Raw genomic sequence first — 20531 nt, forward strand, 5'->3', positions numbered from 1 at the left:
GGCATCTACCCAACATCACGAGAGAACAGAAATATGGAATGGGAAGTCGTCATCGGTATTGAGAACCACGTGCAGCTCACTACCGAATCGAAAATCTTTAGCGGCTCGCCGATCAAGTTCGGCGCCGAGCCGAACACGCAAGCCAGCCCGGTCGACCTGGCGCTGCCGGGCGTGCTGCCGGTCATGAACAAAATGGCGGTGGACCGCGCCATCCGCTTCGGCCTGGCCGTGGGCGGCAAGATCGCGCCGCAGTCCATCTTTGCGCGCAAGAACTACTTCTACCCCGACTTGCCAAAAGGCTATCAGATCAGCCAGTTCGAAGACCCGGTGGTCCAGGGCGGCGCGCTGACCTTCGGCTACGAGAAGGATGGCAAGTTCGTCACCAAGACCGTCAACCTGACCCGTGCCCACCTGGAAGAAGACGCCGGCAAATCGCTGCACGAGGACTACCACGGCATGTCGGGCATCGACCTGAACCGCGCCGGCACCCCGCTGCTGGAGATCGTGTCCGAGCCGGAAATCCGCAGCGCGGCCGAAGCCGTGGCCTACTGCAAGGCGCTGCACGGCCTGGTGATGTGGCTGGGCGTTTGCGACGGCAATATGCAGGAAGGTTCCTTCCGCTGCGATATCAACGTGTCCGTGCGGCCGAAAGGCGCCACCGAATTCGGCACCCGCTGCGAAATCAAAAACCTGAATTCCTTCCGCTTTATTGAAGAAGCCGTTCACGTGGAAGTGCGCCGCCAGATTGAATTGATCGAAGACGGCGGCACCGTGGTGCAAGCCACCCGTTTGTACGATCCGGATAAAAAAGAAACCCGCCAGATGCGCAGCAAGGAAGACGCGCAGGATTACCGCTATTTCCCGGACCCGGATCTGCCGCCGCTGGCTATTTCCGAAGACTGGATTGCGCGCGTAAAAGCGGATATGCCGGAATTGCCGGGCGTAATGCGCGCGCGCTTTATCGAAGAATATGCGCTGCCGGAATATGACGCGCTGATTCTGACGTCGTCCAAAGCCATGGCGGTTTATTTTGAAGCCGTGGTAAACAAGGCCGGAAAGGAAAATGCCAAAGCCGCCGCCAACTGGCTGATGGGCGACGTTTCCTCCACGCTGAACCGCGAGAATACCGATATCGGCGCAGCGCCGGTGAAGCCCGAGCAATTGGCAGCCATGCTGAAGCGTATTGCGGACGGCACTATTTCCAACAAGATCGCCAAGGAAATCTTCGGCGCCATGTGGGAAGCCAATTCTTCCGATGAGAATCTGGTCGACGCCATTATCGACGCCAAAGGCTTGAAACAGATTTCCGATACCGGCGCGCTGGAAGCCATCGTGAACGAGGTATTGGCCGCCAACGAGAAATCGGTGGAACAATATCGCGCCGGTAAGGAAGCGGCAATCAACTCGCTGATCGGCCAGGCAATGAAAGCTTCCAAGGGCAAAGCCAATCCGGCCCAGCTGACGGAACTGCTGAAAAAGAAACTGGCCGGCTGATTCATTCAGCGGCAAGAGCAAGGCGCCTTCGGGCGCCTTTTTTATTGGCGCGGCAATGGCGGGAGGGCGCGCCGCCCGCATAACCCGCCACTTTGGAGCATAATCGCGCCAATAGTTGGCATAAAACAGGTGAAAACCGCCTTGGGAGACTGCGATCTGCTATGGAAAGGTTCAGGAACCGATGCGCGGCTGCATCCAGCCCAGGATATCGGCGAAGATTTCTTCGCGATTCGTTTCGTTGAAATTCTCGTGGTAATTCTTCAGCTGGAAGCTATAGCGCAGCAAGCTGCTGTCTATCGACTTGAGCATGGCCTCCGCCGCCCCGGCATCGGCCAGTTTATCGTCGCCCGCCACAACGGCAAAGACCGGATAGCGCCAGCCCGGCATTTTCTCCGCCAGTCCTTTTTGCGCTTTTCGCTCAAAGCATGGCCGAAACGCACGGTTAATTCAGTGGCCCGGATTGCGTCGCTCTCATCCGCATGATGGCGGGCGGTAATGGCCGCATCGTGGGTCAACACATCGGTAAAAGACGCCAGCGGCACTTTCATTTTCGGAACCAGGCGCGCCAGCAGGCCGGATATTTTCTGCAGCAGCGGCGATATCTTCACCGCATTCACATAATACGGCGAAGAGAAAATAAATCCCTGCACATCGTCGCTACGGCGCAGGCGTTCCAGGCCGAACCGGGTAGCGATCAACGCCCCCATGGAATGGCCCATGATGAATACCGGCAGATCGGGATAATGCTTTTTAACCCACTGCAGGAATAATTCCGTCTCATCAAGGAAAATCTCGAAGTCTGGAACATCCGCGCGGCGCTTGCCGTCGTGCCCGCACATATCGAAACTGGCGGTGGCAATGCCATGGCTGCGGAAATATAGCGCCGGGGTGACATAATCGCCGGCATGCGCCAGCGCGCCATGCAGCGCCATAATCACCGCGCGCGGCTGGGAAGGCTCCCAGATATGCACGGTGCGCTCGGCGCCGCCCCGTCCTTTAAAACGGGCCAGCCTGTCTTCCGAAAAGCGCATCAGGAAATAAACACTAGGAAGTGATGCTGAGCGTAATGCCCATTTCTATCAGCAGCGACAGTTCCGCCAATGAGAAGTCCAGCGTCGGCGAGCCCGGGGCGGGATCGCCGACATAGGCGATACGCAGCTCCGCTTCGATATTCGGCGCGTCGAACGACACGCCGCGCGCCTGGCATTCCACCAGGAAGCCATGCACCTGTTTCAGCAGGACCAGCGGATTCTTGTCGGTGGCCAGGTTGACGTAGAAGCCGGAATCGATGCGTATCCGGCCGTCCGGCCGCGCATCGCCCTTCTTCCAGTCGCTGTCCGGCTCGGCAGGCAAACCGTCGCGGACGTCGGCCAGCGCATCGGCGTCCCCATATACCTTCAGTGTTGCGATGTTCATTGTTGCTCCAGCGTCAATGTTACAGCAAAGAAAATACAGTCTAGCATACGCTTGCCGGGTGTAAAGCGCCGCGCCTGCGTACTTTTACGCCACGCCGTACTGCGCGCGGTATGCCGCCACTGCCTCCTTATATTGCTGCAAAGCCGGATCGGCTGCCGCGCCGGACAAATAGGTGAACAGGTCGTCCAAGTTGCCGATGGAAATAACCGGGATGCCGTAGGTCTGCGCCACTTCCTGCACGGCGGACAGCTCGGACATGACGCCATCCTTGGCGCCGCGCTCCATGCGGTCCAGCGCGATCAGCACGGCGGCCGGCTCGGCGCCGGCGGCGCGTATCATGGCCACCGACTCGCGCACCGAGGTGCCGGCCGAGATCACGTCGTCGATGATGACGACCTTGCCCTGCAGCTTGGCGCCGACGATGGTGCCGCCTTCGCCGTGGTCCTTGGCTTCCTTGCGGTTGAAGGCGAAGGAAGTGTTGCGGCCTTTGCCGGCCAGCGCCACCGCCGTGGCGGACGCCAGGGTGATGCCTTTATAGGCCGGGCCGAACAGCATGTCGAACTCCACGCCGGAGTCCAGCAGGGTCTGCGCGTAGAACTGGGCCAGCTGGGCCAGGGTGGCGCCTTCATGGAACAGGCCGGCGTTGAAGAAGTACGGCGACTGGCGCCCCGCTTTGGTGGTGAACTCGCCGAAGCGCAAAACTCCCGTTGCCACGGAAAACGCGATAAACTCTTGCCGTAAATTTTTCATATTGCCTCGTCAGTAGTAAGTGCCTGTATTTTAATCCCTGTGCCTCTATGCCAAAAATCATTTCCGCAAATCTGAACGGTATCCGTTCCGCCGCCACCAAGGGCTTCTTCAACTGGATGGCCAACCAAGATGCCGACTTCGTCTGCGTACAGGAGCTAAAAGCCGTCGCCTCCGACATGACGCCCGAGTTCCTGAACCCCGGCGGCTACCATGGCCACTTCCACTACGCCGAGAAGAAAGGCTATTCCGGCACTGGCATTTATAGCAAGATCGCGCCCGATGCGGTGATGATAGGCTTCGGCAACCCGGAGTTCGACGCCGAAGGCCGCTATGTGCGCTGCGATTTCGGCCCGCTGACGGTGATTTCCGTGTACTGCCCGTCCGGCTCGTCCGGCCCGGAACGCCAGGAAGCGAAATTCCGCTTCATGGAGTCCTTCATCGAGCACCTGAAAAACCTGCACGCGGAAGGCCGCGAAGTGGTGATCTGCGGCGACTGGAATATTGCCCACCACGAGATCGACCTGAAGAACTGGAAAGGCAACAAGAAGAATTCCGGCTTCCTGCCCGAGGAACGCGCCTGGCTGACCCGCGTGTTCGACGAAGTGGGCTTTGTCGACGTGCACCGCGGCCTGGACCAGCGCGAAGAACAATACACCTGGTGGAGCAACCGCGGCCAGGCGTATGCGAAGAACGTGGGCTGGCGCATCGACTACCACGTGGCAACCAAGGGCATCGCCAGCAAGGCGCACCAGGTGGCCATCTACAAGGACGAGCGCTTCTCGGACCATGCGCCGCTCATCATTGACTATCATCCACATTAATATTTCTTATTCGCAAAATTAGATGCCGTAGCGCCACTTTCTTGATACTATACGGTCGCGCTCCTGCCTCTGCCCTTCCCTAACCTATGCCCATCGCCACGCCCACGGTCTCCGCACCAGTCCTGACTTCCGCCACGCCCGCCGACAATACCGGCTCCGTCGGTGCCGGCGCCGACATCGTTCTGAACTTCAGCGGCGCGGTGCACGCGGGCAGCGGCTATATCACCATCAGCGACGGCGCCACGCAGACGTATATGGGCCGCGACGGCCAGCTGCACACGCGCCTGGTGGGCGCCACCGACACCCGCACCATCAGCATCGCCGACGCCAGCCAGGTCACCATCAACGGCAGCCAGGTCACCATCAACCTGAGCAGCGACCTGAAAGCCGGCCTCACCTACAGCGTGCAGATGGGCAGCGGCGTGCTGCTGGGCGAATCCGGCCTGGCCTACGCGGGACTGGCCGACGCCAGCAAACTGAACTTCGCGGTCAGCGCGGCTGCGGTGCCGGCCCCCACGGCGGTGGTGGACACGCTGTCCATGGTCAGCTGGGGCACCGAAGGCCCGTTCGTGACCAATGTCGCGGCCCAGCACTTCAGCGGCACCTTCCAGGGCGCGCTACGCAGCGGCGAAAAGGTGGAAGTATCGATCGACGGCCAGACCTGGCACGCGGCCACCGTCAGCGGCAACAACTGGAGCTACGACGCCACCATCGCCGCCAGCGGCACGCTGCGCGCGCGCGTGAGCAACAGCGCCGGCGCCAGCACCGAGCCGCTGAGCCAGGCTTACACTTACGACACCGCCGGCCCCGTCATCTCCAGCATTTCGCTGAACAAGGAAGCGCTGAGCGTGGGCGAATCGGCCACGCTGACCGTGGTGTTCTCCGAGAAAGTGACCGGCCTGACGCTGGAAGCGTTCGGCAAGCACAACAGCATGCTGAGCAGCCTGGAAGCCTCGGCCGACGGCAAGACCTGGACCGCCATCGTCACCATGGGCAATGAAGGCCTGCCGGGCGGCGACGTGGCGCTCAACCCGGGCGCGGTGAAGGATGGCGCCGGCAACTACGGCAGCGGCGACTGGAACACCGTCACCTACGCGCGCAAGCCCGGTTCGCTGGCCGAGCGCAGCCTGACGCTGGACGTGGACAGCGATACCGGCCAGCAATCGGACGACGGCCTGACCAAGGACGACACACCGGAAGTGCACCTCGACATCCGCGGCGTGGCCGGACTGATGGCCGGCGACACCATCAAGATCTATGACGAGGCCAGCGACAAGGTGGTCGGCTTCCACACGCTGACCGAGTATGATTTCAGCGCCTACGGCGGCAGCATCGAGATTGATGTCGACGCCCTGGCGGAAGGCGCGCACCACCTGGTGGCGTACGCCAGCGACCCGCTCGGCACCCGGGGCAGCGGCACCGGCACGGCGCTCGACCTGGTGGTCGACAAGAGCGGCCCGGAGATCACCCACACCGCCCCGGTCAACAACGGCCCGGCGGTCGATCCCGGCCTGAAAACCATCACGCTCACCTTCAGCGAAGACATCGACTGGTCCGCCGGCGACGGCATCGCCATCGTGGACGGCGAGGGCACCGAAGTAGTCCAAATCAGCTTTGAAACGCCGCCGCCGATGGGCGAACAGGTGCCGGACTACAGCTATCTGTCCTATGACAGCGAAACGCACGTGCTGACCATCAACCTGCTCAATCCGCTGGCCGCCGGCAAGAGCTACACCGTGCGCAGCACCGGCGAGATCAGGGACCTGGCGCATAACGCGTACAACGGCAGCGGCGACCTGCTGGGCTTCCTGATCAACGGCGAAAGCCAGGTCATCCCGCTGCCGCCCACGCTGTCCCTCACCGACACCGGCACCGCCGGGGACGGCGTCACCAACAACGCCGTCATCACGGTGAGCGGCATCACCGCCAGCCACTGGAAGTATTCGGTCGACGGCGGCGAGAGCTATTCGGCCGAACAGCTTGCCGACGGCGGCACCGTCACCTTCACTATCCCGAACGACGGCACCTATCTGGCCGGCAAAATCCTGGTCAAGCAATACAACACCGCCGGCCAGGAAAGCGGCGCAGGCGCGCTCGACTTCGACCTGACGCTGGACCGCAGCGCGCCGACTGCGGCTATCGCCGGCATCGACAACTTCAACCACAATGCCACCGCCATCAGCGGCAGCTACAACGGCACGCTGCTGGAAGGCGAGTTCATCGAGTATTCGGTCAACGGCAGCGACTGGAGCCGGGCTGCGGCCGACAGCAACCGCTGGAGCGCCAGCGGCGTGACGCTGGACCAGGACCACCGCACCGTCGACCTGCGCGTGATCGACCGCGCCGGCAATATCGCGGACAATCCGTACGGCGCCGGCAAGAGCCCGGTCCTGTTCGGCAGCAGCGGCGACGATAGCCTCAGGGCCAGTGCGGAGACAGTGCTGTTCGCGGGCGACGGCAACGATACCGTCACCTTGAACGGCACGGACGTCAAAATGCTCGACGGCGGCGCAGGCACCGACACGCTGGTGCTGTCGACGTCGCTGAATCTGACCAACCTCACCGGCGCCGTCAAGAATTTCGAGTCCATTTCGCTGGGCAGCAACGTCACCCTCAGCCTGGGCAACCTGTCGGGACTGGGCGCGCTGGACCTGCCCGCCTCCATCATTCCGGGCTTCGACCTGCTGACGGTGGAAGGCGCGGAAAGCAGCCGCGTCGAGCTGGCAGGCGCCACCGGCTGGCAAGAGCTCACGATAATCAACGTGATCACGCTGGGGTTCAACGCCATCAGCGACCTGCTGGGCGGACACGATATCTACGTGAACCAGGATGCGCACCTGATCTTGCTGGTCGGCGTGCCCAGCGTCGACATCGCCGCCCTGCTCTGATCCGCCGCAGGCGGCGATGCCGCTACAGGCTGCGGCGGCTTTCGTAATGGCGGATGCCGCCGTCCACCGGGTCGGGGAAGGTGATCGACCGCGCCAGCAGCTTCAGCGGCTGGGACACGTCATCCTGCTTGCACGGCAGCGCCACCGGATAGAAGGCGTCGTTCACGATGGGGATGCCGAGCGAGGCCAGGTGCAGCCGCAGCTGGTGCTTGCGTCCGGTGTGCGGCCACAGCCTGTACAAGGTGGCGTCCCCGCCCGCGTAACCGTGCTCGATCACGTCGATCACCGTTTCCGAATTCGGTTCGCCCTGCGCTTCCTTCATGACGAAAAACTTGTCGCCATCGACCATGCGGCTGCGGTAGGTGAAGGGGAATTCGCGCCCGTGCAGGCGCGGCGCCAGCGCCTCGTACTCCTTCTGCACTTCGCGCTTCTGGAACAGCGACTGGAACGCGCCGCGGCTGGCGATATTGGACGAAAACACCACCACGCCGGCCGTTTCGCGGTCCAGGCGGTGGATCGGCGTGAGGTCCTGCAGGCCGGTGCGCTTCTTCAGGCGCACCAGCAGCGTCTCCTGCAGGAAGCGGCCGCCCGGCGTCATCGGCAGGAAGTGCGGCTTGTCCACCACCAGCAGGTGCTCGTCCTGGAACAGGATCTCTTCCTGGAACGGAATCGGCGTTTCGGCCTGCTCCAGCTCGCGGTAATAGAAGATGCGCATGCCGCGCCGGTAGCGGCTGGCCGGCTGCAGCGGGCGGCCTTCGCCGTCCACCACGTCGCCGCGCGCCATGCGGTCGCGCCACGCGTCCGCGCTGACGGCGGGATAGCGTTCGACAAGGAAGTCCAGCATATTGGTCCAGCTGCCTTCCGGCAGCCACAGATAGCTGGGCGCCACCCCGTCCCGTATCGGCAACGGCAGCGCCGCCTGGCGCTGCCCCTGGTCGCGCGACGGCATGTCAGTTCGGCGCGGGCGTGGTGCGGTATGGCGGCAGCGCCGCCTGCTGCACGCCCTTGGCGCGCGCGTACACCGGCATCACCAGCGGCAGCGACTCGTTCATGCGCTGGATGCGCTCCTTGCCCGCCGGGTGGGTGGACATGAACACCGGCGGCGCGCCGGAACTCTGCTTGCCCATCTTTTGCCACAGCACTTCGCCGGCGCGCGGATCGTAGCCGGCGCGGGCCGCCAGATCCATGCCGACCAGGTCCGCCTCGCGCTCGTCGTCGCGCGAATACTTGAGCGCCAGTCCCTTGGTGGCCAGTTCGCTGCCCACTTCGCCCAGGCGCGGATCGACGCCGAAGTAGGCCGCAGCGCCCGCGCCCACCAGGCGCGAAAATACCGAGGTGGCAGCCGTCTTGCCGGCCTGCGCGCGCGCATGTTCGCGCAGCGCGTGGGCGATTTCGTGGCCCATCACCATGGCCACTTCATCGTCGGTCAGGTTCAGCTTGGTGAGGATGCCGCTGTAGAAGGCGATACGGCCGCCCGGCATGCAAAAGGCGTTGACGGTGGGCGCGTCCAGCAGGTTGACCTGCCATTTCCAGTTGGCCGCGTCCGGATTCCAGCGCGTGGCGAACGGCACGATGCGGCGCGCGATGGCGCGCAGGCGCACCACTTGCGGATCGCTGTCCGGCACCAGCGCGCCCTTCTTCTGGGCCTCGCTCATCAGCTGCAGATACTGCTGCCTGGACTGCGCGTCGAACTCCTCCGCGCTGGCCAGGCCGCGCAGCTTGGACATGCTGGTGACGGGGATGCCGTCCTGGGCGGCCGGGGCGGCCGCCATCGCAGGCAGGCCGGCGCTGCAGACCGCCAGCGCCAGCGTGATGGCTTTCAGATTCAGGGGTTTCATGATGTTGTGCTATTCCAAAGACTGATCGGCGATAGCATACAATAAAGCGCCCCTAGTGCGACATCTTCTTGCGCAGGCGAAACACCGCCAGCTCGCCGCGCAGATTCGGCAGCACCGTGACGATCTTGCCTTCGGCCAGCGCCACGCACTCCATCACCTGCAGGCCCACCTCGTCCGCCAGCTCGCGGAAGTCGCTGATGGTGGCGCAGCGCACGTTGGGCGTGTCGTACCACTCGTAGGGCAGCGATTCGGACACCGGCATGCGGCCCTTCAGCAGCGCCACGCGGTGCGGCCAGTAGGCGAAATTGGGGAAGGACACGATGGCCTCCTTCCCCACGCGCACGATGTCGCGCAGCAGCGGCTCGACGTGCTTCATCATCTGCAGCGAGGACAGGCACAGCACGGTGTCGAAGGAATTGTCGCCGAACAGGCCGAGGCCGTTTTCCATGTCGTGCTGCACCACCTGCACGCCGCGTTTGGTGCTCTCCAATACCTTGTCGTCGGCGATCTCGATGCCGTAGCCGCTGCAGCGCTTGTCGCTTTGCAGGTAGTCCATCATCACGCCGTCGCCGCAGCCCACGTCCAGCACGTGCGAGCCCTGCGCCACCCAGTGCGCAATAAAGGCCAGGTCCGGGCGCGCGCTGCTCAAATCGTTAAAAGTCATGCCTGTTCCTTCCAAACCCGTTCGTAATAGGCGCGCACCATGTTCATGTAGCGCTCGTCCTCCAGCAGGAAGGCGTCGTGGCCGTGCGGCGCGTCGATCTCGGCGTAGGTCACTTCGCGCCGGTTGCTGATCAGGGCCTGCACGATTTCACGGCTGCGTTCCGGCGAAAAACGCCAGTCGGTGGTGAAGGAAGCCAGGAAGAACTTGGCGCGGGTGGCCGCCAGGGTCTTGGCCAGGTCGCCGCCGTGGCGGCGCGCCGGGTCGAAATAGTCCAGCGCCTTGGTAATCAGCAGATAGGTGTTGGCGTCGAAGTATTCGGAGAACTTGTCACCCTGGTAGCGCAGGTAGGACTCGATCTCGAAATCGATGCCGAAGCCGAACTTGTAGTCCTCCACGCCGCGCAGCTTGCGGCCGAATTTCTCGGCCATGTCGTCGTCCGACAGATAGGTGATGTGGCCTATCATGCGCGCCACTTTCAGGCCGTTCTTCGGCACCACGCCGTGCTCGTAGAAGTCGCCGCCGTGGTAGTCCGGGTCGGTCAGGATGGCGGTGCGGGCCACGTCGTTGAAGGCGATGTTCTGCGCCGACAGCTTGGGCGTGGAGGCGATCACCACGCAGTGGCGCAGCCGCTCCGGGTGCATGATGGACCAGGCCAGCGCCTGCATGCCGCCCAGCGAGCCGCCCATGACGGCGGCGAACTGGACGATGCCCAGCTGGTCGGCCAGGCGCGCCTGCGCGGCCACCCAGTCTTCCACCGTCACCACGGGGAAGGCGGCGCCGTAAGGCTTGCCGGTGGCCGGGTTGTTGTGCATCGGGCCGGTGGAACCGAAGCAGGAGCCCAGGTTGTTCACGCCGATGACGAAGAAGCGGTCGGTGTCGAGCGGCTTGCCCGGCCCCACCATATTGTCCCACCAGCCCACGTTCTTGGGCTGGTCGGCATACACGCCGGCCACGTGGTGGGAGGCGTTCAGTGCGTGGCACACCAGGACCGCGTTCGATTTGTCCGCGTTCAGGGTGCCGTAGGTTTCATACATGAGCATATAGTCGCGCAGCTGTGCGCCGCTTTGCAGCTGCAGCGGCTCCGCGAAATGCATGGTTTTCGGCGAGACGATTCCTATGGAAGGCATGGGTGGTCAGAATAAATACTGCGCGGCCCCACGGGCCAATAATCAATGCGGAACCGCGAGGATGGGTTCCGCAGGCTTGCTTTTTTATCTTTTTTACATCGCCTGCAGTGCGGCCACGGCGTCGGCGATGGCGCCCGGCTCCATCGCGCGCAGCACCTTGCGGGTTTGCGGCACGATCAGACCGAGGTCGCTGTTGAGGATCTCCTGCTTGACCGACAGCAGCTGCGCCGGGTGCATGGAGAACTCGCGCAGCCCCATGCCCAGCAGCAGGCGGGTGAGCTTGACGTCGCCCGCCATTTCGCCGCACACGGCCACGTCGATGCCGGCCTTGTGGCCGGCCGAAATGGTCATGGCGATCAGCTGCAGCACTGCGGGATGCAGGGGATTGTAAAGGTGCGCCACCTCATAATCAACCCGGTCGATCGCTAGTGTGTATTGGATCAGGTCATTGGTGCCGATGGACAGGAAGTCCATGCGCTTGACGAACATGGGCAGCGCCAGCGCGGCGGCCGGGATTTCGATCATGGCGCCGACTTCGACATTGACGTCGAACTTCTGGCCGGCCTCGCGCAGCTGGCCCTTGGCCTGCTCGATCATGGCCAGCGACTGGTCGATCTCGAAGGCGTGCGCCAGCATCGGAATCAGGATGCGCACCTTGCCGAAGGCGGAGGCGCGCAGGATGGCGCGCAGTTGGCTGAGGAAAATCTGCGGCTCGGCCAGGCAGTAGCGGATGGCGCGCAGCCCCAGCGCCGGATTGAGCGCGGTGTGCTCGGTCTGGTCGAGCGGCTTGTCGGCGCCGATGTCCAGCGTGCGGATGGTGACCGGGCGGCCCTTCATGGCCGTCACGGCTTTCTTGTATTGCTCGAACTGCTCGTCCTCGGACGGGATGCGCGCGTCGCGCCCCATGAACAGGAACTCGGAGCGGAACAGGCCCACGCCGTTGGCGCCCGCCTCCATGGCGGCCGCCGTGTCCTCGGGCAGTTCGATATTGGCCAGCAGCGTGATGGCGGTGCCGTCCTTGGTGACGGCCGCCGTCTTTTTCAGCTTGTTGAGCTTTTTGCGCGCGCGCGCCTGCGTCATCTGGCGTTCGCGGTACTGCTCCAGCACCAGCGCGCTCGGATTGGCGATCACCACGCCGGCGTCGCCGTCGATGATGATCCAGTCGTCCTGCTCGATCAGCATGGAGGCCTGCGACATGCCGACCGCCGCCGGGATGTCCAGGCTGCGCGCCACGATGGCGGTGTGCGAGTTCTGGCCGCCCACGTCGGTGACGAAACCGATGAAGGAACGGTCGCGGAACTTGAGCATGTCGGCCGGCGAGATGTCGTGCGCCACCACGATCATCTGGGCCTGGAAGTCGTCGTCGCCGGCCGCGGCCGGGACCTGCAGCGGCTCGCTGCCCATCAGCACCTTCAGCACGCGCTCGGCCACTTGCTGGATGTCGGCCTTGCGCTCGCGCAGGTAGGGGTCTTCGATCTCGTCGAACTGCGCCGACAGCTCGTCGATCTGGGTCAGCAGCGCCCATTCGGCGTTGTAGTGGCGGGTGCGGATGATATCCAGCGGCGCTTCGGAGATCAGCGGATCGGACAGGATCAGCGCGTGCACGTCGATGAAGGCGCCCAGTTCGGTGGGCGCGTCCTTGGGCAGTTCGTTCCACAGCGTTTGCAGCTCGCGGTGCACGGCGGCCAGCGCCTGCTGCAGGCGCAGCACCTCGGCCTCCAGATGCTCTTCCGGCACCAGGTAATGCTTGACGTCCAGCGCCGCAGGCGCCAGCATGTGCGCGCGGCCAATGGCGATGCCGCGTGAAACAGGAATACCGTGGAGGGTGAACGATGCCATGGGCGGACCTGTCAGAGAGCGGAGATGGCTGCGGTCATCCGGCATTTACTCGCCTTCGCCGAACTTGTCGTTGACCAGCGCGGACAGGGCGGCGATGCAATCGCCCTCGTCGGCGCCGTCGGCCTCCAGCGTGACTTTGGCGCCTTTGCCGGCGGCCAGCATCATCACGCCCATGATGGACTTGGCGTTGATGCGGCGGGCGTTGCGGGTGAGCCAGACATCGCTCTTGTACTTTGCTGCCAGTTGGGTGAATTTGGCGGAAGCGCGCGCATGCAGACCGAGCTTGTTGATAATTTCGAGTTCTTGTTGAATCATTTTTTATAGTCGTCTCAAAATAGGGCTAAACCACCCTGATCCGGTTGTCCACCCTGACCGCGCCGCTCTGGGCGCCGGCCAGGGCCATTTCCACTACCACGTCCAGCGTATCGCGGCGGTAGGTGATGGCGCGCAGCAGCATCGGCAAGCTGATGCCCGCGATCACCTCGACCCGGCCCGCGTCGGCCAGCTTGTTGCAGCAATTGGCGGGCGTGCCGCCTTTCACATCCGTAATCACCAGCACGCCGTCGCCCTCGTCCAGGCGCTTGATGGCGGCAGCCGCCAGCTGCTGCACCTCCTCCAGGTCCTGGTCCGCCACCACGTCGATCGCTTCCAGCCGTTCCGTCACGCCGCGAAACACGTGGTTGCACGCGGCGATGAAGGCCTGGCCCAGCGGCGCGTGTGTCATCAGCAGTATGCCTACCATAATCGCCTTCTTATACCTGTGCCGCCTGGCTGTGGGCCTCGACCGCGTCGATAAACATGGCCGCCACCTGGAAACCGGTCTGCTGGGTGATCTCCTGGAAGCAGGTCGGGCTGGTGACGTTCACTTCGGTCAGGTTATCGCCTATGACGTCTAATCCTACCAGCAACAGTCCACGCGCCGCCAGTACCGGGCCGAGGGTTTCGGCGATTTCCAGGTCGCGCGCCGTCAATGGCTGGGCCACGCCGGTGCCGCCGGCGGCCAGGTTGCCGCGCACTTCGCCGGCCTGCGGGATGCGCGCCAGCGAGTACGGCACCGGCTTGCCGTCGATTACCAGGATGCGCTTGTCGCCCTTGACGATCTCGGGAATGTAGCGCTGGGCCATGATGGTGCGCTTGCCGTTGTCGGTCAGCGTTTCGATGATGGCGCCCAGGTTCAGGCCGTCGGCCTTGATGCGGAACACGCCGGTGCCGCCCATGCCGTCCAGCGGTTTCAGGATGATGTCCTGGTGCTCGTTGTGGAAGGCGCGCAGGCGCGCTTCGCTGGAGGCGACCAGGGTGGGCGCGGTGAATTGCGAGAACTGGGCGATGGACAGCTTTTCGTTGTGGTCGCGGATGGCGGACGGGCGGTTGAACACGCGCGCGCCCTGCTTCTCTGCCAGCTGCAGCAAATAAGTGCCGTACACGTATTCCATGTCGAACGGCGGGTCCTTGCGCTGGATCACGGCGTCGAAGGCGTCCAGGCCGGTTTCCTCCTGCGGCGAGGCGCGGAACCAGTCGTGCTCGTCGCCGGTGATGGTGATGTGCGACACCAGGGCCGTGACCTTGCCTTCGGTCAGCGCCAGATCCTTTTGTTCAAAGGCATACACCGCGTGGCCGCGGCGCGCCGCCTCCACCATCATGGCGTAAGTCGAATCCTTGTAGGTTTTGAAGCCTGCCAGCGGATCGGCGAGGAATGCAATTTTCATAGGCGCGTCCAGTCGAGGTAATGCCTGATTTTAGCCGAGTTTGGCCGGACGCACCGGCCACGGCACGGCGCCTTAGTACACTTCCGGATTCGGATCGGTGCGCTCCATCTCCAGCGACGCGGCCAGCAGCGCCAGGCGCGCCACCACGCCGTACACGTAGAAGCGGTTCGGCGCCGCCGTGCCCGGCTTGGCCCTCAGGTCCGGCACCGCGTGCTGCTGCGCGAACGCCAGCGGCACATACTGCGAGCCGGGTGCGTTCAGGTTCTGGTCCACGCCGCGCTCGGCGTGCACGCGGTAATAACCGCCCACCACATAGCGGTCTATCATGTAGACCACCGGCTCGGCCACCGCGTCCTTGATGCTCTCGAAGGTCGGCACGCCCTCCTGGATGTTCAGGTCCGACACAACGCGCCCGTCCTTGATGACGGACATCTTGTCGCGCTGCGCCGCCGACAGGTCCTTCAGCTCGGCCGCGTCGCGGATCGAGATGATGCCCTTGCCGTAGGTGCCCGCGTCCGGCTTGATGATGACGAACGGCTTCTGGTCCTTGATGCCGTATTCCTTGTACTTCTTGCGGATCTTGGCCAGCACCGCGTCCACGTTGGTGGCCAGGCAGTCCAGCCCCTCGCCGCTGTGGAAGTCCACCTCGCCGCACTTGGCGTGGAAGGGATTGAGCATCCACGGGTCGACGCCGATCAGCTTGCCGAACTTCTTGACCACCTCGTCGTAGGCGGTGAAATGGTTGCTCTTGCGGCGCAGCGCCCAGCCGGCGTGCAGCGGCGGCAGCAGGCTCTGCTCATGGATGTTCTGCAGGATGTCCGGGATGCCGGCCGACAGGTCGTTGTTCACCAGGATGGTGCAGGGGTCGAAATCCTTCAGCCCCAGGCGGCGCCCGTTGGCCGAGCGCACCAGCGGCTCGATCACCAGCATGTTGCCGTCAGGCAGCGCCAACGGGGTCGGCTGGGTGATCTCCGGGGACAGCGAGCCCAGGCGCACGTGCAAGCCGGTCTGGCGGAAGATCTGCATCAGGCGCGCCACGTTTTCCAGGTAGGTCGGGTGGCGGTCGTGCACTTCCGGAATCAGCAGCAGGTTGCGCGCGTCCGGACAGTACTTGTCGATCGCGGCCATGGCGGCCTGCACCGACAGCGGCAGCATTTCGCTGGCCAGGTGGTTGAAGCCGCCCGGGAACAGGTTGGTGTCGACCGGGGCCAGCTTGTAGCCGGCGTTGCGCAGGTCCACCGAGCAATAGAACGGCGGCGTATGCTCCTGCCACTCGAGGCGGAACCAGCGCTCAATGGCCGGCGTGGCGGCCAGGATTTTTTCTTCGAGGTCGAGCAGCGGTCCGGTCAGGGCCGTGACGAGGTGGGGAACCATGGCTACATCCTTAACAACTGGGGAAACTGTCTAATCTTACCGTGCGAGATCACCAAATCGGGGCAAAACCGCCAATTTAAAGGCCAATGATCCGATAAAAACGCAAAAAGGCGCCCCGAAGGGCGCCTTTTGCTGCTTTTTTACGAAGAATCGGCTGCAGTTTAAGCGTGATACGCCGATTCGCCGTGGCTGGTGATGTCCAGGCCTTCGCGCTCTTCCTCTTCCGGCACGCGCAGGCCGATGGCGATGTCGACCAGCTTGTAGGCGATCACGGACACGATGGCCGACCAGGCGATGGTGATGCCGACCGCGGTCAGCTGGGTGATCACCTGGCCGCTGATCGAGTAGTCGGCCGAGGCTTTGTTGGCCACGTAGTCGAAGATGCCCTGGCCGCCCAGCGACGGCGCAGCGAACACGCCGGTCAGGACCGCGCCCAGGATGCCGCCCACGCCGTGCACGCCGAACACGTCCAGCGAGTCGTCGGCGCCGATCAGGCGTTTCAGGCCGTTCACGCCCCACAGGCAGACGATGCCGGCCAGCAGGCCGATCACCAGTGCGCCCATCGGGCCGACGAAGCCGGCTGCCGGGGTGATGGCCACCAGGCCGGCCACCGCGCCGGACGCTGCGCCCAGCATGGAAGGCTTGCCCTTGGCGATCCACTCGCCGAAGACCCACGACACGGTGGCGCAGGCGGTTGCCAGCAGGGTGTTGACGAAGGCCAGCGCGGCGATGTCGCCCGCTTCCAGGGCCGAACCGGCGTTGAAACCGAACCAGCCCACCCACAGCAGCGAAGCGCCGATCATGGTCATGGTCAGCGAGTGCGGCGCCATGGATTCGCGGCCGTAGCCGACGCGCTTGCCGATCATGATGGCGCCAACCAGGCCGGCCACGGCGGCGTTGATGTGCACCACGGTGCCGCCGGCGAAGTCCAGCGCGCCTTTCTGGAAGATGAAGCCGGCTTTCGCGCCTTCAACGGCGGCGGTGGCGGCGTCCTTGATGGCGTCCGGACCGGTCCAGAACCAGACCATGTGGGCCACCGGCACGTAGGCGAAGGTGAACCACAGCACGATGAAGGCCAGCACGGCGCTGAACTTGACGCGTTCGGCGAAGGCGCCGACGATCAGGCCGCAGGTGATGGCCGCGAAGGTGCCCTGGAAGGCCACGAAGATGAACTCGGGAATCACCACGCCCTTGCTGAAGGTGGCGGCGACGCTGAAGGCGCCCTTGACCGGGTCCCAGATGCCGTTCAGGAACAGGCGATCGAACTTGCCGTAGAAGGAACCGCCTTCGGTGAACGCCAGCGAGTAGCCGTAGAGGCACCACAGCACGATGACCAGGGCAAACACCATGAACACCTGCAGCAGCACGGACAGCATGTTTTTCGAACGCACCAGGCCGCCGTAGAACAGGGCCAGGCCGGGAATGGTCATCAGGATCACCAGCAGCGTGGCAACGAACATCCAGGCGGTGTCGCCCTTGTTCGCCACCGGCGCAGGCGCGGCAGGCGCTTCGGCAGGCGCGGCCGGCGCTGCTGCGGCAGCGGCGGCCGGGGCAGCCGCCGGGGCGGCGGCTTCGGCTGCAGGGGCTGCAGTGGCGGCGGCCGGCGCGCTGGCGGCCGGCGCTTCGGCAGGCTTGGCGTCTTGCGCGTAGCCCGGCAGGGCCGCGCTAAAGGCAAACAGGACAGCGGCCCCGGCCAGCAGTTTTGTTATAGTTTTCTTCATTTTGAAAGTTCCCCTTAGACTTAGAGAGCGCTTAGAGAGCGTCGTTGCCGGTTTCGCCGGTACGGATACGGACAACCTGTTCCAGGTTGTAGACAAAAATCTTGCCGTCGCCGATCTTGCCGGTGCGGGCAGCGCCCTCGATCGCTTCGATGGCCTGCTCGACCACGGCATCGTCCACCGCCGCTTCGATCTTGGTCTTGGGCAGGAAGTCGACCACGTACTCGGCGCCACGGTACAGCTCGGTATGGCCCTTCTGGCGGCCGAAGCCCTTCACCTCGGTCACGGTGATGCCTTGCACATTGATTGCCGATAAGGCCTCGCGGACCTCATCCAGCTTGAAGGGCTTGATAATGGCGGTAATCAGTTTCATCGGGAACCTCGCTTAGAAAATTTTGGAAACGGTCAGCACGGCGCCCAACTTGGCCAGGTCCTTGCCGTTGCGCGGCGAGGTGTAGGCCGAGGTGCTGGCTTTGACTGCCGCCAGCGACACGGTAGCCACGCCGTAGTCCTTGGTCACGCCCACCTTCCAGTCGGTGTAGCTGGCAGCGCTATTGTTCTTCACGTTCTGACGGCCGATGTGCAAGTTCAGAATGTAGCCGTCCTGGATTTCCTGGTTCACCGACGCGTCGAAGTAGCCGCTGTTCTTGCTGTCGGCAAAGCCGAACAGGTTGGTGGTCGAGTGCGAGTATTTCAGCGTGGCCGGGCCGTAGCTGACCGCGCCGTACAGTTCGAAGGTGTTGGCGCTCGGGTTCAGGTCGTTGGACGGGTAGAAGTAGTACAGGCCGCCCACGTCGTAGCTGAAGCCGCTGCCCAGATCCCCGCGCTTGCCGCCGTACACGTCCCACTCCACCTTGGCGTCGCCGCCCGCGTCTTCAATCCACTTGATGCTCGACAGCCAGGTGCCGGCGTAGAAACCGCTCGGATTGTGCACCCAGTCGGCGCCGCCCTGCACTGCCGGCTTGAGGCGGGTCTGCGAAATGCCGCGATAACGGTAGTCGGTGGTCAGCGCCGCGTTGAAGGACACTTCATTATCCGGTTTCGCCGCTGGCGCGTCTTCCGCGCGGGCCGCACCGGCTCCCAGGCTAGCCATCGCGAATGTGATTGCAGCTGCAAGAGTCAGGTGCTTGGTCATGTATTTCATGGCGATATCCTTTAGTTTGAACTTTTGTAGCGGTTGCGGTTTAAAATCCAGGCTAAGCCTAAGCGTTCAATACCTCTTTAGCAGAATGCGTGCCAGCTGACTTCGTGCAAACTTGTAAGATAGTTAGTGGCAATTGCCAGCTTGGCAGCGTGGCGCGGCAGCGATACCGCACCATATTAATGCTTAATATGCAGGCATTGCACCGCAATGGTGCGAGCTTGCCAAAAACCTAGGAAATACCATGGACATGAACAACTTCTTCAACGACTTGCAAGGCAAGATCAACCAGGCGATCGAGAATTCGCCAGCCAAAGACATCGAGAAAAACGTGAAATCGATGATGACCCAGGGTTTCGCCAAGCTGGACCTGGTCACCCGCGAGGAATTCGACATTCAGGCGCAGGTGCTGGCCAAGACGCGCGCCAAGCTCGAGGCCCTGGAGGCGCGCTTGGCGGAACTGGAAGCGAAAGCCGCTGCACCAAAATAGGACTCTCTGCAGGCTGGCGTCAGCACTGCCGGCTTGAGCGGCGTCAAAACACCCTGCGGCCCGCGCGCTAAGATGGACAATCGCGCTTTGCCGCAGAGGGGACGCCATGAGCCTTGCCGTTCTGAGAAGCCGCGCGCTGGCCGGCATGGAAGCGCCCGAAGTCAGCGTTGAAGTGCACCTGGCCAATGGCCTGCCCGCCTTCGCCATGGTGGGCCTGCCGGAAACCGAAGTGAAGGAAGCGCGCGACCGGGTGCGCGCGGCGATCCAGAATGCCGGCTACGAGATGCCGGCCCAGCGCATCACCGTCAACCTGGCCCCGGCCGACCTGCCCAAGGAATCCGGCCGATGACCTGCCGATCGCACTCGGCATCCTGGCCGCCTCCGGCCAGATCCCCACCTCCCCCTTGCGCGACTATGAATTCGCCGGCGAGCTGTCGCTGTCCGGCGAACTGCGGCCGATCCGCGGCGCGCTGGCCATGACTTACGCCATGCATCGCGCCGCCCTCAAGGCCGGCAAGACCAGGCGCGCCTTCATCCTGCCGCTGGCCAATGCCGACGAAGCCGCGCTGGTGCGCGACGCGCTGATCTACCCCGCCACCACGCTGACGCAGGTGTGCGCCCACTTCGCCTGCCGGGGCGATGGCGCCGCAGCGGACACGCTGCAGCGCCATCAGCCGGCGGCGCCCGGCCTGGCACCCGATTACCCGGATTTCTCGGACGTCAAAGGACAGGCATCCGTCAAACGCGCGCTCGAAGTGGCGGCCGCCGGCTGCCATAGCGTACTGCTGGTGGGGCCGCCCGGCACCGGCAAGAGCATGCTGGCGGCCCGCTTCCCCGGCCTGCTGCCCGCCATGACGGACGAGGAAGCGCTGGAAGCGGCGGCCGTGCAGTCGCTCAGCGGGCAGTTCAATGCCGCCGCCTGGAAGGCGCGGCCGTTCCGCTCGCCTCACCACACTTCTTCCGGCGTCGCATTGGTGGGCGGCGGCAGCGTGCCCCATCCGGGCGAAATCTCCATGGCGCACCAGGGCGTGCTGTTCCTGGACGAGCTGCCGGAGTTCGACCGGCGCGTGCTGGAAGTGCTGCGCGAGCCGATGGAGTCCGGCAAGGTCACCATTTCCCGGGCCGCGCACCGCGCGGATTTTCCGGCCCGCTTCCAGCTGCTGGCCGCCATGAACGGCTGCCCTTGCGGTTACCACGGCCACGCCAGCGGCAAATGCCGCTGTCCGCCCGACGTCATCCTGCGTTACCAGTGCACATCACCTTAG

General features: G+C 63.9%; 20 protein-coding genes and 1 pseudogene. 5 read left to right on the top strand and 16 right to left on the bottom strand.

The window, feature by feature from the left end; genetic code table 11:
• Positions 1-33: 33 nt before the first annotated feature.
• Entirely contained in the window at positions 34-1494 is a 1461-nt protein-coding gene (gene gatB / locus AC56DV_RS26805; RefSeq protein ID WP_496317248.1) for an Asp-tRNA(Asn)/Glu-tRNA(Gln) amidotransferase subunit GatB, read from the top strand.
• Between the two features lie 171 nt (positions 1495-1665).
• Here gatB and AC56DV_RS26810 read toward each other — a convergent pair whose 3' ends face one another.
• From AC56DV_RS26810 to pyrE, 4 genes are all read right to left on the bottom strand, one after another.
• Positions 1666-1803, bottom strand: coding sequence for a hypothetical protein (locus tag AC56DV_RS26810; RefSeq protein WP_496317249.1), 138 nt, complete (start codon positions 1801-1803; stop codon positions 1666-1668).
• Positions 1788-2525 (bottom strand): alpha/beta fold hydrolase, encoded by a 738-nt coding sequence (locus AC56DV_RS26815; protein ID WP_496317250.1) that lies wholly within the window; start codon positions 2523-2525, stop codon positions 1788-1790. Before AC56DV_RS26815 ends, AC56DV_RS26810 begins: the two co-directional genes overlap by 16 nt.
• Positions 2526-2538: 13 nt before the next feature.
• On the bottom strand, positions 2539-2910 hold the full coding sequence (locus tag AC56DV_RS26820) for a hypothetical protein (protein WP_496317251.1): 372 nt from the start codon (positions 2908-2910) through the stop codon (positions 2539-2541).
• 84 nt (positions 2911-2994) lie between these two features.
• Positions 2995-3660, bottom strand: coding sequence for an orotate phosphoribosyltransferase (gene pyrE, locus AC56DV_RS26825; RefSeq protein ID WP_496317252.1), 666 nt, complete (start codon positions 3658-3660; stop codon positions 2995-2997).
• Positions 3661-3707: 47 nt separating this feature from the next.
• On the opposite strand from pyrE, the gene AC56DV_RS26830 reads away from it, so the two are divergent.
• Positions 3708-4481 (top strand): exodeoxyribonuclease III, encoded by a 774-nt coding sequence (locus AC56DV_RS26830; protein WP_496317253.1) that lies wholly within the window; start codon positions 3708-3710, stop codon positions 4479-4481.
• A gap of 86 nt (positions 4482-4567) precedes the next feature.
• Positions 4568-7369: an Ig-like domain-containing protein gene (locus tag AC56DV_RS26835; RefSeq protein WP_496317254.1), complete on the top strand. Its 2802-nt coding sequence runs from the start codon at positions 4568-4570 to the stop codon at positions 7367-7369.
• Positions 7370-7391: 22 nt separating this feature from the next.
• Here AC56DV_RS26835 and AC56DV_RS26840 read toward each other — a convergent pair whose 3' ends face one another.
• From AC56DV_RS26840 to AC56DV_RS26895, 12 genes are all read right to left on the bottom strand, one after another.
• The gene (locus AC56DV_RS26840) at positions 7392-8318 is read right to left on the bottom strand and encodes a pseudouridine synthase (RefSeq protein WP_496317255.1); all 927 of its coding nucleotides are present in this window, start codon (positions 8316-8318) and stop codon (positions 7392-7394) included.
• Position 8319: 1 nt separating this feature from the next.
• Positions 8320-9207 carry a M48 family metallopeptidase gene (locus tag AC56DV_RS26845; RefSeq protein WP_496317256.1) on the bottom strand — a complete coding sequence of 296 codons (888 nt, stop codon included), beginning with the start codon at positions 9205-9207 and terminating at the stop codon, positions 8320-8322.
• A gap of 52 nt (positions 9208-9259) precedes the next feature.
• The gene (metW, locus tag AC56DV_RS26850; protein WP_496317257.1) at positions 9260-9871 is read right to left on the bottom strand and encodes a methionine biosynthesis protein MetW; all 612 of its coding nucleotides are present in this window, start codon (positions 9869-9871) and stop codon (positions 9260-9262) included.
• Positions 9868-10965, bottom strand: coding sequence for a homoserine O-succinyltransferase MetX (gene metX, locus AC56DV_RS26855; RefSeq protein WP_496317293.1), 1098 nt, complete (start codon positions 10963-10965; stop codon positions 9868-9870). Before metX ends, metW begins: the two co-directional genes overlap by 4 nt.
• A 126-nt stretch (positions 10966-11091) precedes the next feature.
• Positions 11092-12837, bottom strand: coding sequence for a phosphoenolpyruvate--protein phosphotransferase (ptsP, locus tag AC56DV_RS26860; RefSeq protein ID WP_496317258.1), 1746 nt, complete (start codon positions 12835-12837; stop codon positions 11092-11094).
• Between the two features lie 45 nt (positions 12838-12882).
• Positions 12883-13152, bottom strand: coding sequence for an HPr family phosphocarrier protein (locus tag AC56DV_RS26865; RefSeq protein WP_057154347.1), 270 nt, complete (start codon positions 13150-13152; stop codon positions 12883-12885).
• Between the two features lie 25 nt (positions 13153-13177).
• Positions 13178-13579 carry a PTS sugar transporter subunit IIA gene (locus AC56DV_RS26870; RefSeq protein WP_496317259.1) on the bottom strand — a complete coding sequence of 134 codons (402 nt, stop codon included), beginning with the start codon at positions 13577-13579 and terminating at the stop codon, positions 13178-13180.
• Positions 13580-13589: 10 nt separating this feature from the next.
• A complete protein-coding gene (gene gshB, locus AC56DV_RS26875) occupies positions 13590-14543 on the bottom strand; it encodes a glutathione synthase (protein ID WP_496317260.1) in 954 nt (317 codons plus the stop codon).
• A 72-nt stretch (positions 14544-14615) separates the two neighbouring features.
• A complete protein-coding gene (gene gshA, locus AC56DV_RS26880) occupies positions 14616-15917 on the bottom strand; it encodes a glutamate--cysteine ligase (RefSeq protein ID WP_496317261.1) in 1302 nt (433 codons plus the stop codon).
• A gap of 161 nt (positions 15918-16078) precedes the next feature.
• On the bottom strand, positions 16079-17638 hold the full coding sequence (locus AC56DV_RS26885; RefSeq protein WP_496317262.1) for an ammonium transporter: 1560 nt from the start codon (positions 17636-17638) through the stop codon (positions 16079-16081).
• 31 nt (positions 17639-17669) lie between these two features.
• Positions 17670-18008 (bottom strand): P-II family nitrogen regulator, encoded by a 339-nt coding sequence (locus tag AC56DV_RS26890; protein WP_056398174.1) that lies wholly within the window; start codon positions 18006-18008, stop codon positions 17670-17672.
• 12 nt (positions 18009-18020) lie between these two features.
• Positions 18021-18779 (bottom strand): TorF family putative porin, encoded by a 759-nt coding sequence (locus tag AC56DV_RS26895; RefSeq protein ID WP_496317263.1) that lies wholly within the window; start codon positions 18777-18779, stop codon positions 18021-18023.
• A gap of 241 nt (positions 18780-19020) precedes the next feature.
• Here AC56DV_RS26895 and AC56DV_RS26900 point away from each other — a divergent pair, with 241 nt between their 5' ends.
• Both AC56DV_RS26900 and AC56DV_RS26905 read left to right on the top strand, forming a co-directional pair.
• Positions 19021-19266, top strand: coding sequence for an accessory factor UbiK family protein (locus AC56DV_RS26900; protein WP_132136015.1), 246 nt, complete (start codon positions 19021-19023; stop codon positions 19264-19266).
• A 106-nt stretch (positions 19267-19372) separates the two neighbouring features.
• Positions 19373-20516, top strand: a pseudogene (locus AC56DV_RS26905) (YifB family Mg chelatase-like AAA ATPase); the annotation flags it as partial.
• Positions 20517-20531 lie beyond the last annotated feature (15 nt).

It is taken from the genome of Massilia sp. BGA-UO-ETr-WB1 (assembly GCF_059567845.1).

Excerpts from the sequence above, each read along its gene's own strand:
- gatB (WP_496317248.1), top strand. The coding sequence starts at position 34 with ATGGAATGGGAAGTCGTCATCGGTATTGAGAACCACGTGCAGCTCACT.
- AC56DV_RS26810 (WP_496317249.1), bottom strand. The coding sequence starts at position 1,803 with ATGCTCAAGTCGATAGACAGCAGCTTGCTGCGCTATAGCTTCCAGCTG.
- AC56DV_RS26815 (WP_496317250.1), bottom strand. The coding sequence starts at position 2,525 with ATGCGCTTTTCGGAAGACAGGCTGGCCCGTTTTAAAGGACGGGGCGGC.
- AC56DV_RS26820 (WP_496317251.1), bottom strand. The coding sequence starts at position 2,910 with ATGAACATCGCAACACTGAAGGTATATGGGGACGCCGATGCGCTGGCC.
- pyrE (WP_496317252.1), bottom strand. The coding sequence starts at position 3,660 with ATGAAAAATTTACGGCAAGAGTTTATCGCGTTTTCCGTGGCAACGGGA.
- AC56DV_RS26830 (WP_496317253.1), top strand. The coding sequence starts at position 3,708 with ATGCCAAAAATCATTTCCGCAAATCTGAACGGTATCCGTTCCGCCGCC.
- AC56DV_RS26835 (WP_496317254.1), top strand. The coding sequence starts at position 4,568 with ATGCCCATCGCCACGCCCACGGTCTCCGCACCAGTCCTGACTTCCGCC.
- AC56DV_RS26840 (WP_496317255.1), bottom strand. The coding sequence starts at position 8,318 with ATGCCGTCGCGCGACCAGGGGCAGCGCCAGGCGGCGCTGCCGTTGCCG.
- AC56DV_RS26845 (WP_496317256.1), bottom strand. The coding sequence starts at position 9,207 with ATGAAACCCCTGAATCTGAAAGCCATCACGCTGGCGCTGGCGGTCTGC.
- metW (WP_496317257.1), bottom strand. The coding sequence starts at position 9,871 with ATGACTTTTAACGATTTGAGCAGCGCGCGCCCGGACCTGGCCTTTATT.
- metX (WP_496317293.1), bottom strand. The coding sequence starts at position 10,965 with ATGCATTTCGCGGAGCCGCTGCAGCTGCAAAGCGGCGCACAGCTGCGC.
- ptsP (WP_496317258.1), bottom strand. The coding sequence starts at position 12,837 with ATGGCATCGTTCACCCTCCACGGTATTCCTGTTTCACGCGGCATCGCC.
- AC56DV_RS26865 (WP_057154347.1), bottom strand. The coding sequence starts at position 13,152 with ATGATTCAACAAGAACTCGAAATTATCAACAAGCTCGGTCTGCATGCG.
- AC56DV_RS26870 (WP_496317259.1), bottom strand. The coding sequence starts at position 13,579 with ATGGTAGGCATACTGCTGATGACACACGCGCCGCTGGGCCAGGCCTTC.
- gshB (WP_496317260.1), bottom strand. The coding sequence starts at position 14,543 with ATGAAAATTGCATTCCTCGCCGATCCGCTGGCAGGCTTCAAAACCTAC.
- gshA (WP_496317261.1), bottom strand. The coding sequence starts at position 15,917 with ATGGTTCCCCACCTCGTCACGGCCCTGACCGGACCGCTGCTCGACCTC.
- AC56DV_RS26885 (WP_496317262.1), bottom strand. The coding sequence starts at position 17,638 with ATGAAGAAAACTATAACAAAACTGCTGGCCGGGGCCGCTGTCCTGTTT.
- AC56DV_RS26890 (WP_056398174.1), bottom strand. The coding sequence starts at position 18,008 with ATGAAACTGATTACCGCCATTATCAAGCCCTTCAAGCTGGATGAGGTC.
- AC56DV_RS26895 (WP_496317263.1), bottom strand. The coding sequence starts at position 18,779 with ATGAAATACATGACCAAGCACCTGACTCTTGCAGCTGCAATCACATTC.
- AC56DV_RS26900 (WP_132136015.1), top strand. The coding sequence starts at position 19,021 with ATGGACATGAACAACTTCTTCAACGACTTGCAAGGCAAGATCAACCAG.